Consider the following 23,301-nt stretch of genomic DNA (forward strand, 5'->3'; position numbering starts at 1 on the left):
TCTTGTTAACTTACTATGTCAGTGGTAACATTCGCCGCCCTTTTTATAGGGCTGCAAATTATCTTGTTTTGATAACGGGTTAATTTAGCGAACATAGTAGATTTTGGTCGCAGAAATCTACACTTTATTACTTACTTATTGGAGTTATCTCATGTCTGAAGGAATTTTCACTCTAGACGCAGAAGTCCGTACTGATTTAGGGAAAGGTGCGAGCCGCCGCCTACGTCACGAAGACAAAGTACCAGCTGTATTATACGGCCTTGGTAAAGAAGCCGTTTCTTTAACTTTGTCACATAACAAAGTTTTCCAAGCGCAAGAATTCGAAGCTTTTTACTCTCACGTTCTTACCTTGAATGTTGACGGTAAAAAAGTTGAAGCCGTTATTAAAGACATGCAACGTCACCCATTCAAGCCTCGTGTAACTCACTTGGACTTTTTACGTGTTGATGCGAAGCAAGCTCTTCAAACAAACGTACCTTTACACTTCGTAAACGAAGATAAAGCAGAATCTATTAAAACTCATGGTGGCCACGCTGAGCACCACATGGTTGACGTAGAAATTAGCTGTTTGCCAGCGGACTTGCCTGAGTTCATCGAAGTTGACGTGACTAACGTTGAACTTGGTCAGACTCTTCACTTGTCAGACATCGCTCTTCCTGAAGGCGTAACGTCTGTTGAACTTGCTAAAGGCGAAGATCACGATCTAGCTGTTGTAACCGTTAAAACTGCTAAAGGCCCAAGCGTAGAATCTGAAGAAGATGATGCCGAAGGTGAAGAAGCTGCTGCGGAATAAGTTGTTTGTCTAACATACAACTTATTGTAGGCCTGGGTAATCCAGGCCTCGAATACAAATACACCCGCCACAATGCCGGTACTTGGTTAGTTGAAAACCTTGCCCGGATGCACAATTGTACTCTGAGTTTACAAAGTAAGTTTTTTGGTTATACCGGTCGTGTGACGATAGGTGGCCAAGATATACGTTTGCTCATTCCCACCACTTATATGAATAAAAGTGGTCAAGCGGTTGCGGCATTAGCCGGATTTTATCGCATTCCCCCTGAATCCATTTTAGTGGCCTATGATGAACTCGATTTGCCCCCTGGCATCGCCAAATTTAAATTGGGCGGCAGTTCAAGCCAAAATGGTATTCGCGATATTGTATCAAGCTTGGGAAATAACAAAGATTTTTATCGTTTGCGTGTAGGCATTGGCCACCCTGGTCATAAAGGCAAGGTGTCAGGCTATGTATTAGGCAAAGCCCCCGCGAAGGAACAAGAACAAATGGATGCCGCAATAGATGAGGGCGTCCGCTGTATTGAAATACTAATAAAAGATGATATGAAAAAGGCCATGAACAGGCTGCATTCATTCAAAGCAGAATAAGCACATCAGTTAATACTGATATTAAAGATAAAGAGGATCTAAAAATGGGTTTTAAATGCGGCATAGTGGGATTACCAAACGTAGGTAAATCAACGCTCTTCAATGCTTTGACCAAAGCCGGTATCGAAGCCGCAAACTTTCCGTTTTGTACGATTGAGCCGAACACGGGCGTAGTACCTGTTCCTGATCCTCGTTTAGACAAGCTAGCTGCTATCGTTAACCCAAAACGTATCTTACCTACCACGATGGAGTTTGTGGATATCGCGGGATTGGTCGAAGGCGCATCTAAAGGCGAAGGCCTTGGTAACAAATTCTTAGCAAATATCCGTGAAACTGATGCGATTGGTCATGTTGTTCGTTGTTTTGATAACGACAACATAGTTCACGTTGCAGGTAAAATTAACCCCCAAGACGATATCGATATTATCAATACTGAATTGGCGCTAGCAGATTTAGAAACCACAGAGAAAGCCCTTTTACGCGTCGCTAAACGTGCCAAAGGTGGTGATGGCGATGCCAAGTTCGAACTTAAAGTACTTGAGAAAATTAAGCCGCATTTAGACGAAGGCGAGTTGTTGCGCTCCGTTGAACTTGAAAAAGAAGAACTAAAAGCCATTAGCTACATGAACTTCTTAACGCTTAAGCCAACCATGTATATTGCCAACGTGAACGAAGATGGTTTTGAAAATAACCCATACCTGGATAAAGTACGCAGCATCGCCGAAGGCGAAAACGCTGTTGTTGTTGCAGTCTGCGCGGAAATGGAAGCAGAAATTGGTGAGTTAGAAGACGACGAACGTGCTGAGTTCATGGCTGAAATGGGCCTTGAAGAACCAGGGCTAAACCGTGTTATTCGAAGTGGCTACAGCCTTCTTAACTTAAACACCTACTTTACTGCTGGTGTACAAGAAGTGCGCGCATGGACTTTCCCAATTGGTTCTACCGCGCCGCAAACGGCTGGTATCATTCATACCGATTTTGAGAAAGGCTTTATTCGCGCCGAAGTCATTGGTTACGACAACTTTGTTGAATTCAATGGTGAGCAAGGTGCCAAAGACGCAGGTAAATGGCGCTTAGAAGGTAAAGAATACATTGTTAAAGATGGCGATGTTATCCACTTCCGTTTCAACGTATAGCTATTTTTAAGATCCGCTAGCGTATCTCCCCCCTTTTTTAAAAGAAACAGAGCTTTTTAGCTCTGTTTTTTTATGCCTAAAACGTGGTCTGTTATGTGCTGGGTAATTCACACCAGCGTTCATCGACTAAAGCATTAAGGAAAAACACCTAATGTACACTAGTATCACGTTAACTCACTATTATATTAACTCGCCCACTGCATCTTAGCTGTGTGTTGCTGTGCTAAATTCGGGCTTAAAAATTAACTAAGCCACTTCAACTTAAGGTATTTTTATTATGCGCTTTTGGCCTTTCATGCTGCTTTATTGCTTTTTGAATATGGCCGGCCCTCATGCCAAAACGAATGAGACCCTAAACATTAGCTTATTAGTGGCCAGTAAAGGCCAGCGAGCGGCATACCATCAATTAGCAGAAGCATTTGAACAGCAGCATCAAAATCTACGGATTGTGTTTACGGTGCAAAACGACAAACAGTACAAAGCATCGATAGAGAAGTGGCTAACCCAAAAAAATGGATTTGATGTCGTATATTGGCAAGCGGGAGAACGTATGGATCAGTTTGCCTCCCAAGGTTTATTAGAGCCGTTGGACGATTTGTGGCAGAAGAATAACTGGCTCACACACTTCCCTCAAAGGATAACGAGAACAGTGCAACAAGGTGATAGTTTATATGCAGCGCCTTTCGCTTTTTACCAATGGAGTATCTATTACAAAAAATCACTCTTTTCCCGTCTAGCGATAGAGCCACCTAAAACTTGGAGTGAATTTCTAGTTGTTTGCGCAGCCCTAAAATCAAATGGTGTTACGCCTATCGTGGTCGGTGGGAAAGAAAAATGGCCAGTGGCGGCATGGTTTGACTACCTGAACTTACGTATCAACGGCCTCGCCTTTCATCAACAATTAATGGCTGGAAAAATAGACTACACCGAGCCAAGGGTAAAATCGGTTTTTAGCGCTTTGAAGCAACTTATCGATTTAGGTTATTTTTTATCGGGTAGCCAAGCAAAAAATTGGCAGGATGCTATGCCATATGTATATAGAGATCTGGCAGGTATGACGTTATTAGGCAGTTTTGTGGAGCAACAGTTTGTTGAGCAATTTCGTGACGATATCGGTTTTTTCCGTTTTCCACAAATAGACAGTAAATTACCGTTATTCGAAGAAACACCCATTGAGGTGTTTATGATCCCTAAAAATGCGCAAAACAAACCGGCTGCACGATTGTTCATGTCCTTTATTGGCCGTGCAGATATCCAAGAAACGCTCAGTAAAAATTTGGGCTATCTGTCCCCGCATCTGCAAGCAACACGGACCCACAATTACCATTCAAACCAGGAGCCTTACATATTCGCTGATAACCAGGATATCACCCAATTCTACGACCGTGACACCACGAAAAATATGTCTGTCGATGGTATGCAGCTCATGTCAGATTTTATTGATAACCCAGATGTTTCCCTGATCACGCGCAAACTGGAACAGGTTCGCTTAAGATCCTTTCCGCAATCTGATATAAAATAGCGTTGTTAGTCTTTGTAGTGTATTTTTATCGCGGCCTGTGTACCGTTTTGGTAATGGCGAATGTTAGTGCTGCTAGGGTTAAATGATTAAGCATTTAGCTCCGCATATAGACCCCTAATGCTCATCAACAGTGAATTTACTATGCACATATCACTTACAATCAGCTAAAAATTGACTAGAAACAGAAGCCGAATGAAACCTATATTTGATATACAGCCGTCTTTAGGCACCACGAAAATCCCTTTAGATGCCCCCAGAGAGCAAGTACTAAATACCCTAAATCAGCCTTTCAAATCCATCAATAAGTATCCTGAACGCAAACTAGCAAGTGACGCTTTTTACCGTAACGATTTGCATGTATCTTACCAGGGTGATCCAGCGGCAGTTGAATCCATCGAATTTGCTTACAGTGAACTATACGATGTCACCTTATTAGGCGAGTCTATTCTGAGCTTGCCGGTGAAGAGTGCATTAACAAAAATCGAAGCACTCACAGGGCACCCGCCAGTCACACATGATAACGGCTACACCTATGAAATTCCTGAGCTTGGATTATGGCTGTGGCGTGAATCAAACGATAACTTTGACGAAAACGGCTTTTACTTTTTTACTATTGGCATTAAAGCCGTCCGCTAATATCACTTAACAGGCTATGCACGTTGCGCTAACGCAAATTGAATAGAGTCTAACTTCTTGGTGGAAGGTTGATGGGAGTTTAGGGTTTGTGTGTAGCGCAAAAAATAACGGCCACACCGTTAGCAATTCCTTGTGGTGCCTCTCTGTTCCGGTGATTGCCTGCACCTACCTTTGAATTCCCGGCTGAACTGATATGCACTCACATCGCCCACTTTGGTAGCAATATCATCAATAGTGGTATTCAGCCCTAAGTGATTGAATAAGTATTCTATTGCATGAGCAATTTCGTTTGCTGCCCCAAAAGCACGCCTGCTTAAAGACCCCTATTCTCCCCTTAACACAGCGCAGTAAAGCTCTCGAAGACGGCTTTCATCAAGGATTGCTGTATCGGTTGGGTTTCCCGTTAACTGCATCAATCGCAATAAGGCTTCGCTGACGTTGTCATCCCATTGAGCCAATACTAATCCTTGCTGCTGTGAGCCACTTTCAGACGTTTTAATTGCGTAACTGGTACTTTGCATCTCAATCGTTAATTCCGCCATTACTTTTGAATCTAATAGGATGTAGGGGGCTTAAAATAAACGTCTTTCGTAATAATAAATGCGCACTAAACAGGCACTCATTGCCAACAGCTTTTTACGGCGGCTAGCGTGCTTGTATCGGCAGGAATGAAAATGATACTGCGGGATCCTTCCAAACCTGCCCCATCTAAAGTTGCCAGAGCTTAGCTTGCGCAATCAAGAGCAAATTTACAAAAAAGGTTCAGATAGAAGGTTCTTGTAAAATCTCAAGTAAAAGAACACTGAAACATCCACACCTCTTTCACATAAAATACTGATTCAGCATCTGCCAAACGTTTTTTTAGCAAAAAGATACCTCTAAATTAACTAAGACAAGAAAAGTCGATTAAAAATTTTATTTAGTTTTCTCAAAAAGACGCCGTTAATGTCAGGAATTGTGTGGTTTTAGCGGCTCAATTTCTATAAAAACAAATCTATTAAACCAGAGTAAACACAAAAACAGACTCATATTGCCAATTTTTTACTCACAAATAGATTAAATTCACACCAGCTGTTTATTATGCGAGCAATCAAACATTTTGCTTTAAAAAAACGGTTGACGACTAAAAGCCTAATCAGCATAATACGCGCCTCTTCTGAGAGGGAGAGAAGGAATGGCTACATAGCTCAGTTGGTTAGAGCACATCACTCATAATGATGGGGTCGCAGGTTCGAATCCCGCTGTAGCCACCATTTCCTGTTTGACTATGTTTATAATAGAGAAACAGGGAAAAAATGTGCGGGAGTGGTGGAATTGGTAGACACGCTGGATTTAGGTTCCAGTGCTTCACGGCGTGAGAGTTCGAGTCTCTCCTTCCGCACCATGTTTGGGATATCGCCAAGTGGTAAGGCAACGGGTTTTGATCCCGTCATTCGTTGGTTCGAATCCAGCTATCCCAGCCATTTTTTCAATAAATAGATTGTTGATATCTGTTTTATTGGGATATCGCCAAGTGGTAAGGCAACGGGTTTTGATCCCGTCATTCGTTGGTTCGAATCCAGCTATCCCAGCCATATTTAGTGATTAATATCACCTGTATATGCTTAAAAAGCCAGACTAATGTCTGGCTTTTTTCGTTTGGGCGACAAATTTATTTTAATTAAGCTTTTCCAGCCTTTTTCCTTGCCTTTTTACTGCCCTTTTCCCGTTTGAACCTAGACACACCCGGCTTTACGCGGCACACTTTATTCCAATCATCATATAATTAAAAATTACGGAACGTCTTTTGATTTCTGAACTTGTCAGTTTTATCAACAATATATTATGGGGTGATGGTCAGGTATTGATTTACCTGCTTATCATTGCGGGAGTTTGGTTTACCTTTAAACTAAATTTTATTCAGTTACGCCACTTTACGCACATGTTCGGTGTCATGAAAGGCAGTAACAAAAGTGACAAAGCAGGGATCAGTTCTTTTCAAGCGCTGTGTACCAGTTTATCCGCTCGGGTGGGTACAGGTAACTTAGCAGGTGTCGCAGTAGCGATTTCATTAGGCGGAGCTGGCGCTGTATTTTGGATGTGGGTTATTGCTCTACTTGGAATGGCAACCGGCTTTGCCGAAAGTGTTTTAGGCCAACTCTATAAAGTACGTGATGATAACGGCGAATATCGTGGTGGGCCCGCTTATTATATTCAACAAGGATTAAACAAACGTTGGTTAGCTATTACCTTCGCACTCTTTTTGTTTCTTGGTTATGGCTTTATCTTCAGTGCCGTGCAAGCCAACACGATTACTGACGCGCTAAATTTCGCTTACGATATCCCTACCCTGCACTCAGGGTTAGTCATCATCGGATTAGCGGCACTTATCGTAGTGGGCGGGCTTCGTGCTATTGCTCGTTTCGCTGAGTGGGTTGTTCCTTTTATGGCAGTGGGCTACGTAGCGGTCACCTTATTCGTGACCATTATGAACATCGACATGCTCCCTGGAATGCTGATGGACATCATCAAGTCAGCCTTTGGCTTGCAAGAAGCCGGTGCGGGTGCACTGGGCGCTGCCTTTAAAAATGGTGTACAGCGGGGGCTTTATTCAAATGAAGCGGGCTCAGGTAGTGTGCCCCATGCAGCGGCTAGTGCCACTCCGAACCCGAATCATCCGGTTTCACAAGGTTATGTGCAAATGCTTGGGGTGTTTATCGACACCATGATTTTGTGTACCTGTACTGCGTTTGTAATATTGCTTGCGGGCGGTTCATCAAGCGACCAGATGGAAGGGATCCGTTTAACCCAAAATGCCATGAGTAGCCATTTAGGCGGTGGCGGTACAGAATTTGTTGCAGCCGCGATCAGCTTGTTTGCTTTTACGTCTGTGGTGGCAAACTATGCGTACGGTGAAAGTAACCTGCATATGTTCAAGCTCGATAATAAACTTGGCAGAGCGTGTTATACCACAGGTTATTTGGCGATGATTTTGTGGGGCTCTATGGCCGCTTTACCAGAAGTTTGGGCTGCCGCGGATATGGCACTGGGCTTGATGACGGTGATTAACATTATTGCTATCGTCATGCTTACCCCAACGATAGTGGCAATTAGTAAAGACTATTTTGACAAGCACAAAAATGGAAAAAGTATGGAATATCGCACCGGTGATTGTGAAATTCAAGGCGAGAGCGAAAAAGGTATTTGGGACAAAAGCGAGTAGACTTATTCACTTGCAAGGCGACTGATTTGTTTGTTTCCTTCTCAAGTAAATTACCAGTAAAAAGCCGCTGTGACGTTACGTCCAGCGGCTTTTTACTGTCCCGTTTACTGGTCTAGCGTGCTTACAAGACTAGTTCGATGTTTCAGAAATTAGTCTAGCAACAATTAATCCCAAGGCACGTTGTTGCTTTTCATCTGTGAGCTTTCCTTGATTATCGAACGCTGTCATTCCACCACCGATTGCCAATTGCTCAGGGATCACCATCACTTGGATATTGCCAAGTAGCATTCGAAGTGGCACTAAACCACGTAGCCCTCCAAGCGCGCCAGGGGAAGTAGACGCAAGTGCAGCCACTTTATCGGTAAAGGCTGACAACGGCCGTTCCTTCTCAACATGGGGGCGTGAGATCCAATCAATGCTGTTTTTAAGTAATGCAGAGAAAGAGCTGTTGTATTCAGGTGACGCAATAAACACCCCTGAATGCTCAATAAACAGCTGTTTCAATTTAATTGCATTTTCAGGCAAACCATTGGTGGCTTCATCGTCACCATCGTAAATCGGCATGGGGGAGTCTTTTAAGTCGATAAATGTCGCATCAGCGCCCTGCTCTAACGCCAATTCATACGCGACTTTGGCCAATTTTTTATTGAGTGAATCCTTGCGAGCACTGCCCGCTAAAAAGAGTATTTTCGAAGCCATAATTTTTCCGTTTAGTGATCCCGTAGCGAGTATTAAAAGTCAGTTAGCGGTAAAGTGCATGATGAGCTGGATAACGACCATCACAACTAATAATGGCAATATCCAACGGCTCATTTTTGACATTTGCTCGTTGGATATTCTAAAGCTTGAACGTTCAAGCAAAGGTACAACGATTAATAAGGCGATGAACAAGACGCCCAAAATAATTAAAACTGTCAATTAATGTTTCTCCTCATGCAGTTAAAAACGATTGATGCGCTTAACTAGCTAGCTTCATCGCTATTAACTTTCATTTGTAGTGGCCTTCATACCAAGAGCGTTAACCCGCACCATTACTGGCAATCCAGCGTTTAACATCACTTCTAACTACAGACATGGGGCGGGCACCGGGTAAAAGCAACAGATCATGAAAACGTTTCAAATCGAATTCACTTCCCAGCTCTCGCTCAGCCATTTGGCGCAACTCAACAAACTGCAGCATGCCGAGTTTGTAACCAAGGGCTTGGCCCGGTAGCGCCATATAACGCTCAACTTCTGCGATCACATCCGTCATGCCCGTGCCTGTGGTTTCATGGAAGTATTCAATTGCTTGTTCACGCGTCCACTTTTTACGGTGCAGCCCAGTATCCACGACTAAGCGCACCGCACGATATAGCTCTGCTTGTAAGCGCCCTAAATCACCAAAGGGATCATTTTCATACATGCCCATTTCTTTGGCGACTAACTCAGAATAAAGCGCCCAACCTTCCACATACGCATTAAAAGGCGCGTTTTGTCTAAGTAGACCAATATCTTGCTGTGCCATGTTAAGGGCAATCTGAAAATGATGCCCAGGTACAGCTTCATGGTAGGTCAGGGTTTTTAGCGAGAAGCTGGGGACAGCTGACATGTCTCGCAGGTTAATCCAAAAAATCCCCGGGCGCTCGCCATCTAATGACGGCTGGGAATAATAGCCACCAGCTTCCCCTGCTTCGGTGACTTTAGGAATACGCTTGACCTCAACCTTCTGCGTCGGCAAAGCGCCATAATACATATCAGTTTTAGCCATTATTTCGGCTATTTGTCCGTTAAGATCGTTTAATAGCTGCGCACGCCCTTCGTCACTGTCTTGATATAAAAATTCAGGTTGCTCAGCCAGCAAAACCATACGCTCACCAACAGAACCCTCGTCGTAACCCTGGGCACGCAAAATAGTGTCCATTTCAGTGCTGATCCGCGCGACTTCATCTAACCCTAACTGGTGAATGTCATCCGGTGTGATGCTTGAATCACCTAAATACCGCACCTCGTGCAGATACATAGCGTCGCCATTAGGCTGCGCCCAAATTCCATCCCCTTGAGGCGCGTTCGCTTGGGTCGCTAATAAAGTGTCTTTCACGGTTTGATAAGCAGGGTAAACCACATTAGTTAATGCCTCTTGTGCCTGCTTAATCAAAGCGGTTTGTTCATCTTGGCTCAGGGGCGTTTGTGCAAGTTTTTTGGCGAACGAGGTCACTAAGGCATGTTCAGCAACCGGGCTGCCTAAAAAGTTCTCAAAATACGCTAAGGTTTTTGGATAGAGCTTTTTCGGTAATTGCACACCGTTTAATTTATCCGTTTTATATTTTTCAACCACACCGGCAACGAGAAAATCGAAGTGTTGTAATCGCGCGATATAATCCTGTGCTTCTTCAAAATTCAATACAGGCTGCTGCACTTGCATCACTTTAGGAACATCGATTAACGGACCTGAAAGCTGGTTAATAATATAGGGTAAATGCCCGGCCCATGTGTCAATGTAACCGCCGTGAAATTCAGAGAAGCCAGCGTAATAGCGTAAAATGTCAGTCACTATTTGTTGATGTCGCTTTTCATCTTGAGCGAAACCCTTGTTATCAACTTTCGCCACCGCCATGGCTGCCGTATTCATATCGTCTTGCAGCTTGCGCATGCCCATGGCAGAAAAATCGGTAAAACGCCTGTTGTAACCCGCTCCCGCTAAGGATTCTGGTACACCTATCGCGGTGGATAATAGCGGCTCATAACGCAAAAACTGCTTAGTGTACTGCTCCACTAAGGTTTGCAGCTGCGCTTGATTAAGCTGGGTATTGACCACGTTTTGTGCTTGCTGTGCATTCGGCGCTTGCAAAGCACTAGCACCTTGGTCATGGGAAGTAGAACAAGCACTCACTACCGCGCTCAGTGCGAAGGGTATCAGTAGACGTTTTATCATTATTATTCTCCTAAAATGGTGTTCAGTTTTTTCTGATGAAAAGCAATGTGCCAGCTTAATCTAACCCCATGGCATATTTCATGACTTGCTGTTTAACTACGCCGCCATTATTAGCCAGTTTCAAAGCGATATTACGCGCTGCTTTGACTAACGGGTTGCGCTGTTTAAATGTGCTGTATATTGCATCCATAGCACTCATCATGAGTAAATTATCATTGCGCCTCTTGCTTTCATACGCCGTGATATTTTCCGCTGAGGGGTTATCCCCATCGATGCAATCAAGTAACGCAGCCACATCTTTAAAACCAAGGTTGACCCCTTGACCAGCCAGCGGATTAATAGCATGAGCCGCATCACCCACCAGCACGACCCGGTGCTTAACGTATTGATTCGCGTGCATTCGCATCAAAGGAAAACGGGCTGTTTTTAGCACATCAAAATCCACTAACTCATTTGGAAACGCTTTTTTAATTTCCTGCTTGAGTGCAGTTTTGGATAATGCTTTTAAGCGATTGATGTTGTCACTGGTGTTGTACCACACCAGTGACGCAAACTGCCCATACATGGGCAAAAAGGCCACAGGTCCAGTTGGTATGAATTGTTGCCAAGTGATGTCTTGCTGGGCAGCATGGGTGATAATTTGAATAGCAAACGCCTGCTGGCGATATTGCCATCCTTTGGTACCAATATTCGCTGCCGTGCGCACGCGAGAATGCAGACCATCAGCCCCAATTAACCATTTACAGGTCAATTGACTCTGGTCAGCAAAATGCACTTCGGGGAACCCATGAGTGACGAGCTTAGTAATCTCACTTTGGGTAAACCAATTCACATTTTCGCTCTGCGACAACGCTGCGTGCAGGCCAAGCTGTAAAATACGATTTTCAATGATGTAGCCAAGACGCTCTGCTTGAATATCAGCGCTATCGAAATCAGTGCGCCCTGAGGAGTTCTCCCACACTGACAAACGCCGATAAGTGCACGTACGCATGTTTTCAATATGTTGCCACGCCCCTAAAGACGCAAGTAACGCTTGTGAGGTGACACTGATGGCTGACACGCGCATATCAGGCTCGTCAGTTGCCTCGAACGGTTTTGGCATATTGGTTTCAATTAACGCCACAGAGAATCCCTTTTGCGCTAAGCCCAATGCCGTTGCTGCGCCGACCATACCGCCGCCTACTATACAAAAATCAAACACCTAAGCTTCTCTTATCATTGGTTTTTTCCAATGCGTTTATGATAAATAACTAACTCGAATTATGCCTCTAGATTAACACACATCCTACTGTTAGCGGCGATATCTGGGCAGCGCAAATTCTAGTATCCACGGCAAAACTCATACTAAAGGATAAGATCACATAACTAACTTTGCACAAATACGTGTAATTTATACACTGTAAAAGAGGTTAATTATTTATCCTTTTGATAAAATTGAGATAAAACATATATTGCATTACCACCAGCCAGCACCTTATGTAACGGACACTAAAGGTAGATAGATCATGAATTATTCTGACAAACGTGTATTGATTGTGGACGACCAACGCCCCTTTCTCACACTCCTGCGCGGTGTGGTGAACAACATGGGGGCGCAATCTGTTGTAGCCGTTCAAAACGCCGACTCGGCGCTTGCTGCATGTAAAAAAGAGAAATTCGATTTTATCATTTGTGATCTACATTTGGGGGCGGGCAAAAAGAATGGTTATCAGTTTTTAGAAGAAGCCAGACAAAAAAATCTGGTTAAACCAGAAACCGTGTTCGCAGTAGTCAGCGCAGACTCTGACCGTCCGGTTGTATTTAGCAGTGTCGAGCACCAACCTGATGACTATTTGATTAAACCTTTTTCCCAAGCCCAGTTAAATTTGCGCCTGTCAAAGGCCTACCATAAACGTATCGCACTGCGCTCGGTTTATGATGCCATGCAAAAAAATAATACGCCCGATGCCATAGCGGCCTGTCGCAAGCTGATCATGTCTGGAACGCGCTACGCTAAAACATGTTGCCGCCTATTGGCTGAACTTTACTGGAAAGCCGGGGAATATTCTCAGGCGAAACACATGCTGACGCCACTGTTGGCGCAAAAACCCCAGCCTTGGGTAAGCATCGCGCTAGCAAAAACAGATATGTACCTAACCAATTACGATGCCGCTATTGCCCTTGCGCAGGATGTATCCTTACGCAATCCCATGCTTTTTGAAGCCCAAGATATTTTGGCCCAATGTTACTTGTTGCAGCATGACTACCCTAGCGCTTTAATCGCCATCGAACGTGCCATTGAGATTGCGCCTTACTCAGTGGAGCGACAACTGACTGCATGTAAAATTGCTCGACAAAATCAACATTATGAAATGGTTAAGCTACGTAGTTTGGATGTATGGGAGCTGTCTAAAAAATCAATTCACCGGGATATCTCTCATCTTTGCTCATATTTTCGCAGTATTTTAGATGCCGCAGAACACTGTGACGACAAACATCTGCGTAGCCGTTACCAGCACGAAATGATGACGGCGATTGCCCGCTACCGTCACGACGATGCCCTAGCCAGAATTGATGAAGACTTTGATTACAATATCTACGAGAATATTCTCACTGCGCGGATCAACTACTTAGATGGGCGTTTACTCGAAGCAAAACGTACCTTGAGCGAATGTCAGCAGCAAATTGCAGTGCGCTTTGAAAAATACCCTAGCGCCTTTGCGCCTGATTCCATAAAAGTGATGCTGGATTTAGGTGAATATGACGATGCCGAACGGTTGAGCAAAACCCTAGCGAAAAGTGGTAAACAGCTGGATGAAGGGACCTTGTATGCGCTGAAAAGCAGTGTCGAACAATCAGCGCAGCGTAGACGCGATTACCTAAATTTTAATAAACAAGGCATAGAGCATTATAACTGCGGGCGATATCAAGAGGCCCATAATGCGTTTACTCAAGCTCAAAAAGTGGCCCCGGTTAATACGGGTGTGGCCCTGAATATTTTGCAATGCAATTTAAAACTCATCGCGCAAATGAAGAAGCCCGAAACCCGTGCCATCAATGCACTAAAACAGATGTATCGGCATTTGAAAAATATGGTTATGCTTGAGTCACACCAACAAAAATTTGAATCACTTAAAAGTGATCTCGGGAAATACGTAGAGGTAGCATGAAAAAAATAATCCTCCTTGTTAACACCACACTCGTACTCGGCCTTTCAGGCTGCGCAAACAAACAGAAACCCTGTGAAGATATTCTCGAAGTAAAACGCCAAGAGCAACAATGCAATGAATGGCGCAAGACCATGAATAACAAACAGTACCCACAACAGGCTATCACGGCTAAAAAGCGCTACGAAGAAGCCTGCGTCAATTTACGCTACTACCGAGACGGTTATGACACCATCTGCAAGGGCAACGATAAAGCCATAGGCGAAAAAAAAGACCGGCCGTGACGGGTCTTGCGACTAGCTCAACAAAGTATTACCTCTGGCTTAGTTAACCTTCTCTTTCGGCTAAGAACACATACAGCCGTTTTAGCGCGTTGAATAAATACACATTTACAAATCCACATCATTTTAATGGTTTAACTTTGCCATCGCATAGGTGTTTTTTCCTGTTCGCTTAACCTCGTACATGGCCGCATCAGCCATATCCAGAAGCCCTTTTCGTTTATCTCCATGAAGTGGAGCACAGGCAATGCCTATGCTTGCTCCTATACTGACATTTATTCCGTTTCTTATTTCTATAGGCTTTGCGAGTGCTACAAGTAGTGCATCTGCTGTTATGCATAGCGCTTTATCCGTCGGCCCAATGTTTTGCATTACCACAACAAATTCATCCCCCCCAAGCCGGCCAACCATATCGCAGGAACGCCTTACAGCATCTTGCATTCGTTGAGCGCAGGCGATCAATACATTGTCCCCAGCTTCATGACCATATTTATCATTAATTTGTTTAAATCCGTCTAAATCGATACCCAATATACTAAGGGGAGTACTTTCCTGTGTACTTTCCATTAGAAAACGTTCGATTAACTCGTAACTAGCAGCACGATTTTTAAGCCCAGTGAGAGCGTCGTGTTCTGCTTTGAACAGCACTGCTGTCTCAGCGCGTTTACGCTCAGTGATATCGTATATAACGCCCTCTGTTATTTGACTCGCTACATTGTCTTTGCGCCACGCGGCTTGATGAACTGAAATAAGGCAGTGCACCCAACGCCTTCCCCCACTGCGAGGAATGAGTTCAAGATCTTTCGAAACCGTTTCTCCGGTTTCAGTCGCTTCTTTTGCATCGCTTGCAGTTCTTCAGCATGGTGAAAAACCTGCTTAACAAAATCCTCATTCTGCAATTCCAATAATCTAAAAAGCGGCACACCAATGACCTTTGCTAACGTTGGATTGCTATTTACCAGTTTACCGTTTCCGTCTAATACAAAAATGCCCGCGCTGCTTGAATCAAAAATTTGACGATATTGCGTTTCTAACGCTTCAACATCAGCTCTAAGCTCCCTTTCTCGTTCAAGCGCTTGCGCATTTGAATCTAGCAATGCGTTTGCGCTGCTCATTAACATACCCACTTCATCGCGCTTATGAAGAGTAGGAATATCTAGGCGCTCATGTGTACCAGGACGCATAGCACGTAACGATATGGCAAGTTGGGTGATTGGCCGAGATATTAAAAACGTCACTACAGCGTAAAGCAACAACGCGAGCACTGATGCTTGAATTATCATCATCACCGTTAACGTCATTGCCTCTTTTTTTGACGCGGCAGCGATATGTGCGGGTTGTGCAAAAATCCGTATTGCGCCAATACGCTCCTCAGCGTCAAAGGGTGAATAAAGTGCCCTCTCGATGTAGGGTGATCTGGCTGCCAGCGAATCGATGTTAGCGGCAGATTCAACCTCAGCGGATTGCAGCAAAATTTGATCATTATTGGAGTAGACTTCCACACGGGCAACAAGAGAATTTCGGGCCAATCCTTTAACGACCTCTTCGAGTAGCACAAGGTCTGACGCGTAAGCGCCTATAGCAACGGTTTTTTCAACCGCTTGCGTCAAATCATTCAAACTCGCCAGACTCGTCTCAATCGCTTTTTGCTGCCCTAGATAGTAAGCCGCAACACTTGCACCTATGGAGAATACACTGGCCCCTAAAACGATAACCAATAGCAGGCGCATTTGAAAACCAGTGAAGCGAATACTGCGCGTGATTTTGCTCAAGAAAGCTCCTTGAGTATGAGCAATACACGAAGGTTTTCATCTTTGGGTACGGATGTTAACCACCCTATCGCACTGGGATTACGCTTAATGATATCTATCATGGCACGTTCATTCGGCAAGGGTTGCGGCGGCATGTTTTGCCCAGAAAACATTAAGCGCGACCAATAACTGTTGACTTGCGCCATGCTCAAACCGGTTAGCGCTCGGTAAAAAGCACCGGAAACAGGCTTGCTTCTGGGCAAGTCAAATACCAATGCGAACTCTCCATTTGCAAAGGCACGACTACGGCCCATAAATAGGTTGACCGCTTCTTTCTGGCTTAATGACTGCTGTTGATTACTTGAATGCGCCACAATATAAAAATCTGCTCTGGCATGAGTGCATATAAGTAATGCGATGCCAAACATGCAATATTGAACAACGCTTCTAAAAGACATCATCAAAATATAAAATCAAGCAAGACAGTGGTTACATTTGCATTCCCTGACGCCATAGTGGCATTAGCCCACAACCTTCCTCCGTAATGATCAATTTGAATATGATCCCACTGTATTTTTAACGCCATGTTAGAATGAAAATCCCAACGCGCGCCAACCGAGTAACTTTGTTGGTTTGCACCAGATTTATTGATTGCAAACTCTGCTGCAGAACCTAATCGTTGTATTTTCTGAGCTTCAGACTTACCTAACACAGCTGTCAATGCGGACGACCACTCTGGTGTAAAGTTAGGCAAATTTGGGCTTGAGATTAAACTAACGCCGGCAAACAGGGTCACCGCATCGAAGCGTTTACCCGCACCCGCACCCGCATATCCACTTGTCATATGTGCAGAGGGGTGACCCGTCACCTTGGTCACTTCGAATGTCCACAACCAGTCACTTACCTCGTAATGTGCGGAAAGTGTGTAATAAACGACGTGGGCGTTTGAGCTATCAAGCCTTGCTTGTAATTGCCGTGCTTGTTCTGCTACCTCGGGTATTTCAATGGCACTGATACTTTCTAAACCCGTTATTATAGGTTTCAACACAGTGGGATTGTCTGACAAGCCAGAATACGCCACCCCAGCTCTTAATGTTAACTCACTTGTTTCTCTGGTTGTGGTGATACCCACAACGGGTTTTACTGCAACACGCGCGTTTTCAGACAAATCGCCACTACGAGACTTTCCCCCATAGGCTTTAAAGCGCCATAGGCTTTAAAGCGCCATAGGCTGTCATCAAATTGCAGCGTTTTGCTGATGTCCGCGCCATCTAGTGTATGGGGCAACGACGCATAAAAGTCCACGGGCGGTCGGGCAAAATGATAGGCAAAACCCACGTTGCGGTAATTTGCTAACAAAAAAGCGTCTATGTTTAACCGTCCAATGCGAAAGGTTAGATCTGTTTGAGGTCGATAAGCTGCAAATGCCCATTCGATGCTGTCGCTCAAAGGGGCGTACGAAGAACGACGAGTGGCAACTAACTGACCGACTAACTCAAATTGCACAGAAGGTGCGTAGTTCATTTGAACACCTAACCGTGAGTCGGTGTCTGCTCGCGTTCCACCATCATTTTGGGGCTGAGAAATTGCGCGCCGATACCCCCACCCGTCAGGCCCACTGCTGTGGGTCAAGCCAAGTGTGCCAAAGCCGCTTATTCTAACGGATGATTCTGGCAGCTCAGGTACGCCTGACTGCGCCGATACGCAGTTAATGCCCCCACACGAAACCAGCAAAATGAACGCGCTATAGGCGACAATCTTTGAGCGAGACCAACAAAACATTAATGCACTCTCTTTGAAAATACGGCGCGCAATTTTGTGGTAGTAGGATATTGAAAATGTTCGTGTTGTTTATAAGTAAAACGTTTCATTTAACCATCCCTAATGAAAAGCATCTAGTCAAAACGAAACCGTCATTCAAACCTAGTAAAAATGGCGGTATTTTCGTTACATGACGCGAAAAAAACATTAAACAGACGAAACTAACGATAACAATGTACACATCAATTTATGTAAATAAATATTCACACACGATTTTTCTGCCAAAGCAGATATATAGAGATAAGAGATGAGGAGAATAAGAGTCCCCAAATATCATCCATATTAATGAGGCTGTTTTTACCCAGACTTAACAACTATCTATTTTATAACCAAAAAATCAAATGTCCGCAAAGCCTATTTTTTATTGCCTTGGTACATTTCGTGTTTTGTATATGAAATCGTAAGGAACCTAGCGGTGAAGACCACCGCTAGGTTAGGTGAATATACATGAAAGGTCATTTTAAAATAACATCAACGAAAACGGCTAAATGCATACACGTTTTGCTGATTAAAGCCTACTGATTAAAACTGGCTTTTATCTACCTCTTTTAACCAAATCGGGTTCGAATAAGCTTTGTGCCCTTGCATATCTTCGACCACTAAGGCGGCCCAGCCCGATACCTTAGGCAGGTTAAAGGTAATCGACGCACTATCACCACTGAGTGCCTGGTGCTTGATTACTCTGCTGCTGTGTTTGCCTGGGCTTTCATTTTGAATTTGGGCAGAACGACTAGACTCGCTCACGCCACCAATCAACTGTATAGACTTAAGGCCGTTGACTGCAACCAGATCCACTGTAAGCAATTGAGGTTGGTCTTTAGCCAGTTTAACCATGTCACCAAACATCACATTTTGCGGGTAAATGATCGGGCCGAATGACACATAAGAACGTCCATTTTTCATGGCTTGAGCGAACGCATGTGCATCGGGTTTGCTGGCCGTGTAAACGAACATGCGATTTAAGCCGCTGGTTTGATTCCATACATCGTGAGTGTCTGATCCTGCGGTATAGTAGTAAGGCAATCCCTGTGACCAAAGCTGATGGGCTTTCTCAATTGTTGGCGCGTTATCAACTCCAGCGTTTAACTCGAACAAATCAAGACTAGGGTTGAAACCACCTGGAGCAGTGTTTTTATTCAAGCTGCTTAGGTAACCATAGGGAATATACGGGTGGTTTGATGCGATTACCGTGGCGCCCATGCGGCGCATATCTTTGATCAGGGTGTGAATATCATCCACCCCTGGGTCGACCGATAACTGTGCCCCGCTATCAATTGGGAATGCATTAAAATGCCCCCACGACGGTGACACCTCAATTGACGGAACAAAAGGCACACCGCGCTTATCTGCCAGCGCTTGTATTTCAGCATTGTTTTTGGTCGAATCATGATCGCTCACAAACAACACATTTAATCCCGCAGCTAATTGCGAGCGCACCAAATACTCAGGGGAAGTTGAGCCTTCGAGCACGTTAGCATGGTGATGTAAGTCCCCTGCGTACCAACCATGCTGTGTCGAGTACGTACTGATGGTAATAGCACTGGTAATATTTGTAGTCTCATTAGCTTTGACTTTGGCGTTCATTAATTCAGGGTTTGCGTTGAAACCACCACCAGCAGAGATACTCAGTTGGTATTCACCGGGGGCCAGTGGAAATGTCGCTTGGCCTTTACTATCAAGTTCAGTGAAAAACGTGCGCGCACCTAAAAACTCAATCAATGGCTGATTGCCTTTTTCAATTTTAATTTTCGCATCAAGGGGCGCGTTGGTGTTGGCATCGGTTACCTGAACACTGACCTTACCGGGGGCGAGAAGATCATTGAACGACAATGTTTGGGTTTGCTTTTCAGTTATTTCAATATCATGAATTTTGCTCGCAGAATAGCCTTTGCCGGTGGCATAGACTTGGTATTGCCCAACGGGTAAATCAAATTGATACTGGCCATTTTGGCCTAACCCCCACATATAGGGTACATCGTCTTTGGTCACGACAATGGCAGGTTGTGTGAGCAAGTTTCCGCTTTGAGTGCGTACTTCTCCTGAAAGCGTGCCCGCTTTCGCGTTTTTACGGGTAATTTCAGCCCGAACCACTGGGGCTAAATCGCCGCTGGCCAAGACTTGGTAATCACCTGTGAACGTCACAGTTTGACCTTTTTGCAAACTATGCTGGGTATATAAATCTCTTGATTGGTGTTTGGTTTCGCTCAGGTAAGGAGCGTGTAAGGCAACTGCCCAATCGGCAGCATAGCCCACAAAGCGATCAGCAATAAAATTCGCAGCCTGCTCCTTTTTATCATCCGATTTATGTTCTGGTACCGCAAACTTGTATCCCCCATCGGGCCATAAGGTAAACCCTGAACGCATGTCTGGGATCGCTTCACCTTGATTGGTCATAGTGGTTTGTACATGAATAAAGTCAGAGCCTGAAAGCAAACTATAGGTAGTGCTTATTTCAACCTGCCCAAAATCTCGGGTAATGTTAACGATGGCTTCATCAGGGCTGTCTTTTATCACATCAAGGGTTTGATATGTGTTGGGCCAGCTTGACCAATCATTCGGTATGAAATCCGCAAATGCTACGCGGTCAAGGCTCAGCGCTCCATCGGCTTCAACGTTTGCAATATCAACAATACAACCTCGCGCTACGCCCCAAGGCGGTGCTGATCCCATGGCTAATGAAAATGCGAGTTTGTCGTTTTTAATGGTGATGTCGCTGTCTGAGGTCGCGTTGCCATGGGGAATAACGGTTTTGCCTTTTATGATACTGACAGTGGCATAGCTTGAAAATGACAAGGTAAGGCCTGTCAATAGGATCCCGAGACTGGCAAATAAAGAAGAGCGAGAAAAGAGTTTCATGGTTATCTACCTGTGGCAGGCTTAACGCTCTGCCTGTTCTGATTAAATTAGGTTTATCACATCTGCGCGAAATAAGAATCTAAACGCGTTTTATGTCAGTTTTTGCAGCGCGCATAATAACAAAATGGCCGTATTCATGAGCAATCGTACTGACAAACACGATCACGAACGCAAGTACAAGTACAAAAAAGGCCACAAACAGAGAGTCTGAATGTGGCCTCGTAGGGTCAGTAATTTTACATTACGAATCTAACGTTAAATGATGCGATACGTGGTGCACCAATCCAACCGGCATTTGGCGCGATTGAACCTAAGTACTCTTCGTCAAATACGTTGTTTACGGTAAAGCTAAGCTCTACGCTCTCGATGCTGCCACCGATATCGTAAGCTGTTTTACCTACATACAAATCGCTCACTACATAAGAGTCGACTTCTTGAGTGTTGACTTGGTCTAAGAAACGCTCACCTACATATTTGGTGCTAAAACCAGCGTAGAAGTCATTCTTGGCGTAATCGAAACTGATAACCGCCATATCTTCTGGGCTACCGATAACTGTTTTGCCACGAACGTCAATAACTACATTAGTGGCGCTTACTTCTAGACCAGTATAGGTCGATTTATTCTTAGTGTATGAAACATACACACCGAAGTTCTCGTTAAACTTATAATCGATTGATGCTTCGATACCATCAGATTCAATACCACCTTCATTGAGGAAGCCACCCGCATCAGATTCTAAGAAATCAATACCGTTGACGTCTTCGTTGCTGATGAAGGTGATACGGTTTTCAAACTTGATGTTGTAATAGGTCAAGCTTGCGTTAAAGCCAGGCGTTGAATAACGTAAACCAAAATCAATGTTATCAGCTGTTTCTGGCTCAAGTGTGCTCACATCAGCGTCATCACGCTCTAATACTGAATCTTTTACTGCGGCAAAGTTCTCAGCATAACCACCGAATACTTCTAGGCCGTCTAGCGGCAATGGCGCAACAAAACCAGCTGAAATTAGTACATCTGAATCAGATGAGACATCCAAGTCGTTCTCTGGTACAAACTGGTCATCTTTAGATACATCGACCTTGAATTGCTTTGCTCCTAAACGGAATTTAGCGAAGCCAGCATCAAGTTCGTCTTCAATGTAATACATCAACGTTTCAACTGGGAATTCACGATCGTACTGCACCCAATAAGGAGTTTCGTCATAGCGGGGGCTCGTGGCTGCATCTATGGTTTTGTGCCAATCACGATACTCGTCACGTTGGTAATCTTCATACCAAAATCCGCCGCGTAACACGTTGTCCATATCAGAAATACTGGTATTCCAGGTAAAGTCACCGTTTACGCCGTAACGTTTTTTATCATAATGGGTATGACGGTTTGAGCTAACTGGAATAGCGCCTTGCTCGTAACAACCTGGGTCGATTTCTGCACCACCACCGCCGTAAGGGAAGCCAATTGAGCTTTCACAACCAGCGATTGGCGATAACGTTTCGCCAGCGCGATTAGTAAAATAAATCAAACTTTGTGATACACCACCATAGGCAGTGGTCGATGAATCTAGCTCAGAATTTGGATTACCTACGCCGTCATCAGTGACATTAGCAATGTAATATGGGATCCATTTTCCTGCGCCTTCATTCTCGTGGTAATAGACGTTAGTACTAAAATCAACTTCCCCTACCGCGAAGTCAGCTTTTAAGTAGGTGAAAAAGTTCTCGCGCTCAGTTACCCAACCTTCACGAAACACTTGGTCTTGGTATGGCACGCCAGACCAATCTTCAGTCAAGCCATCCCATTCAGCGTTTTGCTCGTATTGAGCTAAACCGTAAACTCGTTGATAAGTGTATTCTTCTGCATCGTCGTAACTAACATAAGCGGTAAGATCCACTTCACCAATGGTGCTGATAATTTTACCTTCAGCGTGATCACGTTTGTTGGTGATTGAACCGTCCATGTAGTCATCATTTTGCTGGCTTGATAGTGACATCCACGCGAACGTGTCTTGTGCTATTTCGCCGGTATCGTAACGAACGTAAAATTTTCTCGCATTATGTTCTGCAAGTGTTGTGCTAACCGTTAATTGCTCATCTAACGCAGGTAGAATGGTGGTGAAATCCATTGTCCCGCCAAGCGCTTCGTTTGAGCGCGAGCTGATATCAGCAGTACCTTGAGATACTTCTACACCACGCAAGTTTTCGGTATCGATATAACGACTGGCTTTGGTACCACCGCCGTAGTTCGAGTTACCATTTGATATGCCGTCAACCGTCATACCAATTTGCTGTGATTCAAGGTTCAATTGAAAACCACGAATTGAAATACTGGTAGACCATTCATCAGAGCCAAACGGGTCACCTTCAGTCACTAATACGCCTGGCAAGTTATCGACTAAGGCCAGCACGCTAGTCATGGGTGTTTGCTGCTTTTTCATTTCTTCAGAAGCGGCACTGTTTGCGTACGACACGTTACGTCCCGTTACTACGATAGACTCAAAGTCTTCTTCTTGTTGTTTTTTTGCACTGGCTTGTGCGTCTGCTTCTTGAGCAAAAGCTGGCAATGACGTCATAGACATAGCTGACAGCACAGACAAAGCAATAAGGCTTTGCTTCTTTGGCACATAAGTATTCATAAAAAGTCCTGTTTTGTGTGTTGTGT

20 protein-coding genes and 4 tRNA genes are annotated in these 23,301 nt (G+C 44.4%); 12 read left to right on the forward strand and 12 right to left on the reverse strand.

What is annotated here, in order from left to right:
- Positions 1–151 precede the first annotated feature (151 nt).
- From AC0VYA_RS13030 to AC0VYA_RS13050, 5 genes are all read left to right on the forward strand, one after another.
- A complete protein-coding gene (locus AC0VYA_RS13030; RefSeq protein WP_011575349.1) occupies positions 152–793 on the forward strand; it encodes a 50S ribosomal protein L25/general stress protein Ctc in 642 nt (213 codons plus the stop codon).
- 5 nt (positions 794–798) lie between these two features.
- A complete protein-coding gene (gene pth / locus AC0VYA_RS13035; protein ID WP_006990498.1) occupies positions 799–1,383 on the forward strand; it encodes an aminoacyl-tRNA hydrolase in 585 nt (194 codons plus the stop codon).
- Between the two features lie 44 nt (positions 1,384–1,427).
- Positions 1,428–2,519 carry a redox-regulated ATPase YchF gene (gene ychF / locus AC0VYA_RS13040; protein WP_011575350.1) on the forward strand — a complete coding sequence of 364 codons (1,092 nt, stop codon included), beginning with the start codon at positions 1,428–1,430 and terminating at the stop codon, positions 2,517–2,519.
- A gap of 277 nt (positions 2,520–2,796) precedes the next feature.
- Entirely contained in the window at positions 2,797–4,041 is a 1,245-nt protein-coding gene (locus tag AC0VYA_RS13045; protein ID WP_475488540.1) for an ABC transporter substrate-binding protein, read from the forward strand.
- A 192-nt stretch (positions 4,042–4,233) separates the two neighbouring features.
- Entirely contained in the window at positions 4,234–4,677 is a 444-nt protein-coding gene (locus AC0VYA_RS13050; RefSeq protein ID WP_475488541.1) for a hypothetical protein, read from the forward strand.
- Between the two features lie 323 nt (positions 4,678–5,000).
- Here the strand turns inward: AC0VYA_RS13050 and AC0VYA_RS13055 are convergent, their stop codons facing one another.
- Complete coding sequence (locus AC0VYA_RS13055) at positions 5,001–5,219, reverse strand: AraC family transcriptional regulator N-terminal domain-containing protein (protein WP_475488542.1); 219 nt, start codon at positions 5,217–5,219, stop codon at positions 5,001–5,003.
- 634 nt (positions 5,220–5,853) lie between these two features.
- Between AC0VYA_RS13055 and AC0VYA_RS13060 the strand changes: the two genes are divergently transcribed.
- From AC0VYA_RS13060 to AC0VYA_RS13080, 5 genes are all read left to right on the forward strand, one after another.
- Positions 5,854–5,930: transfer RNA gene (locus tag AC0VYA_RS13060), tRNA-Met, on the forward strand.
- Between the two features lie 46 nt (positions 5,931–5,976).
- Positions 5,977–6,061 (forward strand) — tRNA-Leu (locus tag AC0VYA_RS13065).
- Between the two features lie 4 nt (positions 6,062–6,065).
- A tRNA-Gln gene (locus AC0VYA_RS13070) sits at positions 6,066–6,140 on the forward strand.
- A gap of 36 nt (positions 6,141–6,176) precedes the next feature.
- Positions 6,177–6,251: transfer RNA gene (locus tag AC0VYA_RS13075), tRNA-Gln, on the forward strand.
- Positions 6,252–6,463: 212 nt separating this feature from the next.
- Positions 6,464–7,879 carry an alanine/glycine:cation symporter family protein gene (locus AC0VYA_RS13080; RefSeq protein WP_475488543.1) on the forward strand — a complete coding sequence of 472 codons (1,416 nt, stop codon included), beginning with the start codon at positions 6,464–6,466 and terminating at the stop codon, positions 7,877–7,879.
- Positions 7,880–8,008: 129 nt separating this feature from the next.
- On the opposite strand, the gene AC0VYA_RS13085 is transcribed toward AC0VYA_RS13080, so the two are convergent.
- The 4 genes from AC0VYA_RS13085 to AC0VYA_RS13100 all read right to left on the reverse strand — a co-directional run bounded on the left by AC0VYA_RS13085 (position 8,009) and on the right by AC0VYA_RS13100 (position 11,991).
- Positions 8,009–8,578, reverse strand: coding sequence for an NADPH-dependent FMN reductase (locus tag AC0VYA_RS13085; protein ID WP_475488544.1), 570 nt, complete (start codon positions 8,576–8,578; stop codon positions 8,009–8,011).
- Between the two features lie 39 nt (positions 8,579–8,617).
- On the reverse strand, positions 8,618–8,797 hold the full coding sequence (locus AC0VYA_RS13090; protein WP_041713833.1) for a hypothetical protein: 180 nt from the start codon (positions 8,795–8,797) through the stop codon (positions 8,618–8,620).
- Between the two features lie 100 nt (positions 8,798–8,897).
- Positions 8,898–10,790, reverse strand: coding sequence for a DUF885 domain-containing protein (locus AC0VYA_RS13095; protein WP_475488545.1), 1,893 nt, complete (start codon positions 10,788–10,790; stop codon positions 8,898–8,900).
- A gap of 55 nt (positions 10,791–10,845) precedes the next feature.
- Positions 10,846–11,991 carry an FAD-dependent oxidoreductase gene (locus tag AC0VYA_RS13100; RefSeq protein WP_475488546.1) on the reverse strand — a complete coding sequence of 382 codons (1,146 nt, stop codon included), beginning with the start codon at positions 11,989–11,991 and terminating at the stop codon, positions 10,846–10,848.
- Between the two features lie 304 nt (positions 11,992–12,295).
- Between AC0VYA_RS13100 and AC0VYA_RS13105 the strand changes: the two genes are divergently transcribed.
- Both AC0VYA_RS13105 and AC0VYA_RS13110 read left to right on the forward strand, forming a co-directional pair.
- A complete protein-coding gene (locus tag AC0VYA_RS13105; protein ID WP_011575357.1) occupies positions 12,296–13,939 on the forward strand; it encodes a response regulator in 1,644 nt (547 codons plus the stop codon).
- Positions 13,936–14,220 carry a hypothetical protein gene (locus AC0VYA_RS13110; RefSeq protein ID WP_475488547.1) on the forward strand — a complete coding sequence of 95 codons (285 nt, stop codon included), beginning with the start codon at positions 13,936–13,938 and terminating at the stop codon, positions 14,218–14,220. The genes AC0VYA_RS13105 and AC0VYA_RS13110 overlap by 4 nt, the downstream gene beginning before the upstream one ends.
- 123 nt (positions 14,221–14,343) lie before the next feature.
- Here the strand turns inward: AC0VYA_RS13110 and AC0VYA_RS13115 are convergent, their stop codons facing one another.
- From AC0VYA_RS13115 to AC0VYA_RS13145, 7 genes are all read right to left on the reverse strand, one after another.
- On the reverse strand, positions 14,344–14,979 hold the full coding sequence (locus tag AC0VYA_RS13115) for a diguanylate cyclase (RefSeq protein ID WP_475488548.1): 636 nt from the start codon (positions 14,977–14,979) through the stop codon (positions 14,344–14,346).
- Positions 14,928–15,989: a PAS domain S-box protein gene (locus AC0VYA_RS13120; protein ID WP_475488549.1), complete on the reverse strand. Its 1,062-nt coding sequence runs from the start codon at positions 15,987–15,989 to the stop codon at positions 14,928–14,930. The genes AC0VYA_RS13115 and AC0VYA_RS13120 overlap by 52 nt, the downstream gene beginning before the upstream one ends.
- Positions 15,986–16,396, reverse strand: coding sequence for a hypothetical protein (locus AC0VYA_RS13125; RefSeq protein WP_041713835.1), 411 nt, complete (start codon positions 16,394–16,396; stop codon positions 15,986–15,988). The genes AC0VYA_RS13120 and AC0VYA_RS13125 overlap by 4 nt, the downstream gene beginning before the upstream one ends.
- 32 nt (positions 16,397–16,428) lie before the next feature.
- Complete coding sequence (locus AC0VYA_RS13130) at positions 16,429–17,136, reverse strand: hypothetical protein (RefSeq protein ID WP_475488550.1); 708 nt, start codon at positions 17,134–17,136, stop codon at positions 16,429–16,431.
- On the reverse strand, positions 17,109–17,750 hold the full coding sequence (locus AC0VYA_RS13135; RefSeq protein WP_475488551.1) for a hypothetical protein: 642 nt from the start codon (positions 17,748–17,750) through the stop codon (positions 17,109–17,111). The genes AC0VYA_RS13130 and AC0VYA_RS13135 overlap by 28 nt, the downstream gene beginning before the upstream one ends.
- Positions 17,751–18,311: 561 nt before the next feature.
- Complete coding sequence (locus tag AC0VYA_RS13140; RefSeq protein ID WP_475488552.1) at positions 18,312–20,645, reverse strand: CehA/McbA family metallohydrolase; 2,334 nt, start codon at positions 20,643–20,645, stop codon at positions 18,312–18,314.
- A 236-nt stretch (positions 20,646–20,881) separates the two neighbouring features.
- Complete coding sequence (locus AC0VYA_RS13145; RefSeq protein ID WP_475488553.1) at positions 20,882–23,275, reverse strand: TonB-dependent receptor; 2,394 nt, start codon at positions 23,273–23,275, stop codon at positions 20,882–20,884.
- Positions 23,276–23,301: the final 26 nt, after the last annotated feature.

This window comes from Paraglaciecola sp. QJM3NY_14, from assembly GCF_056173245.1.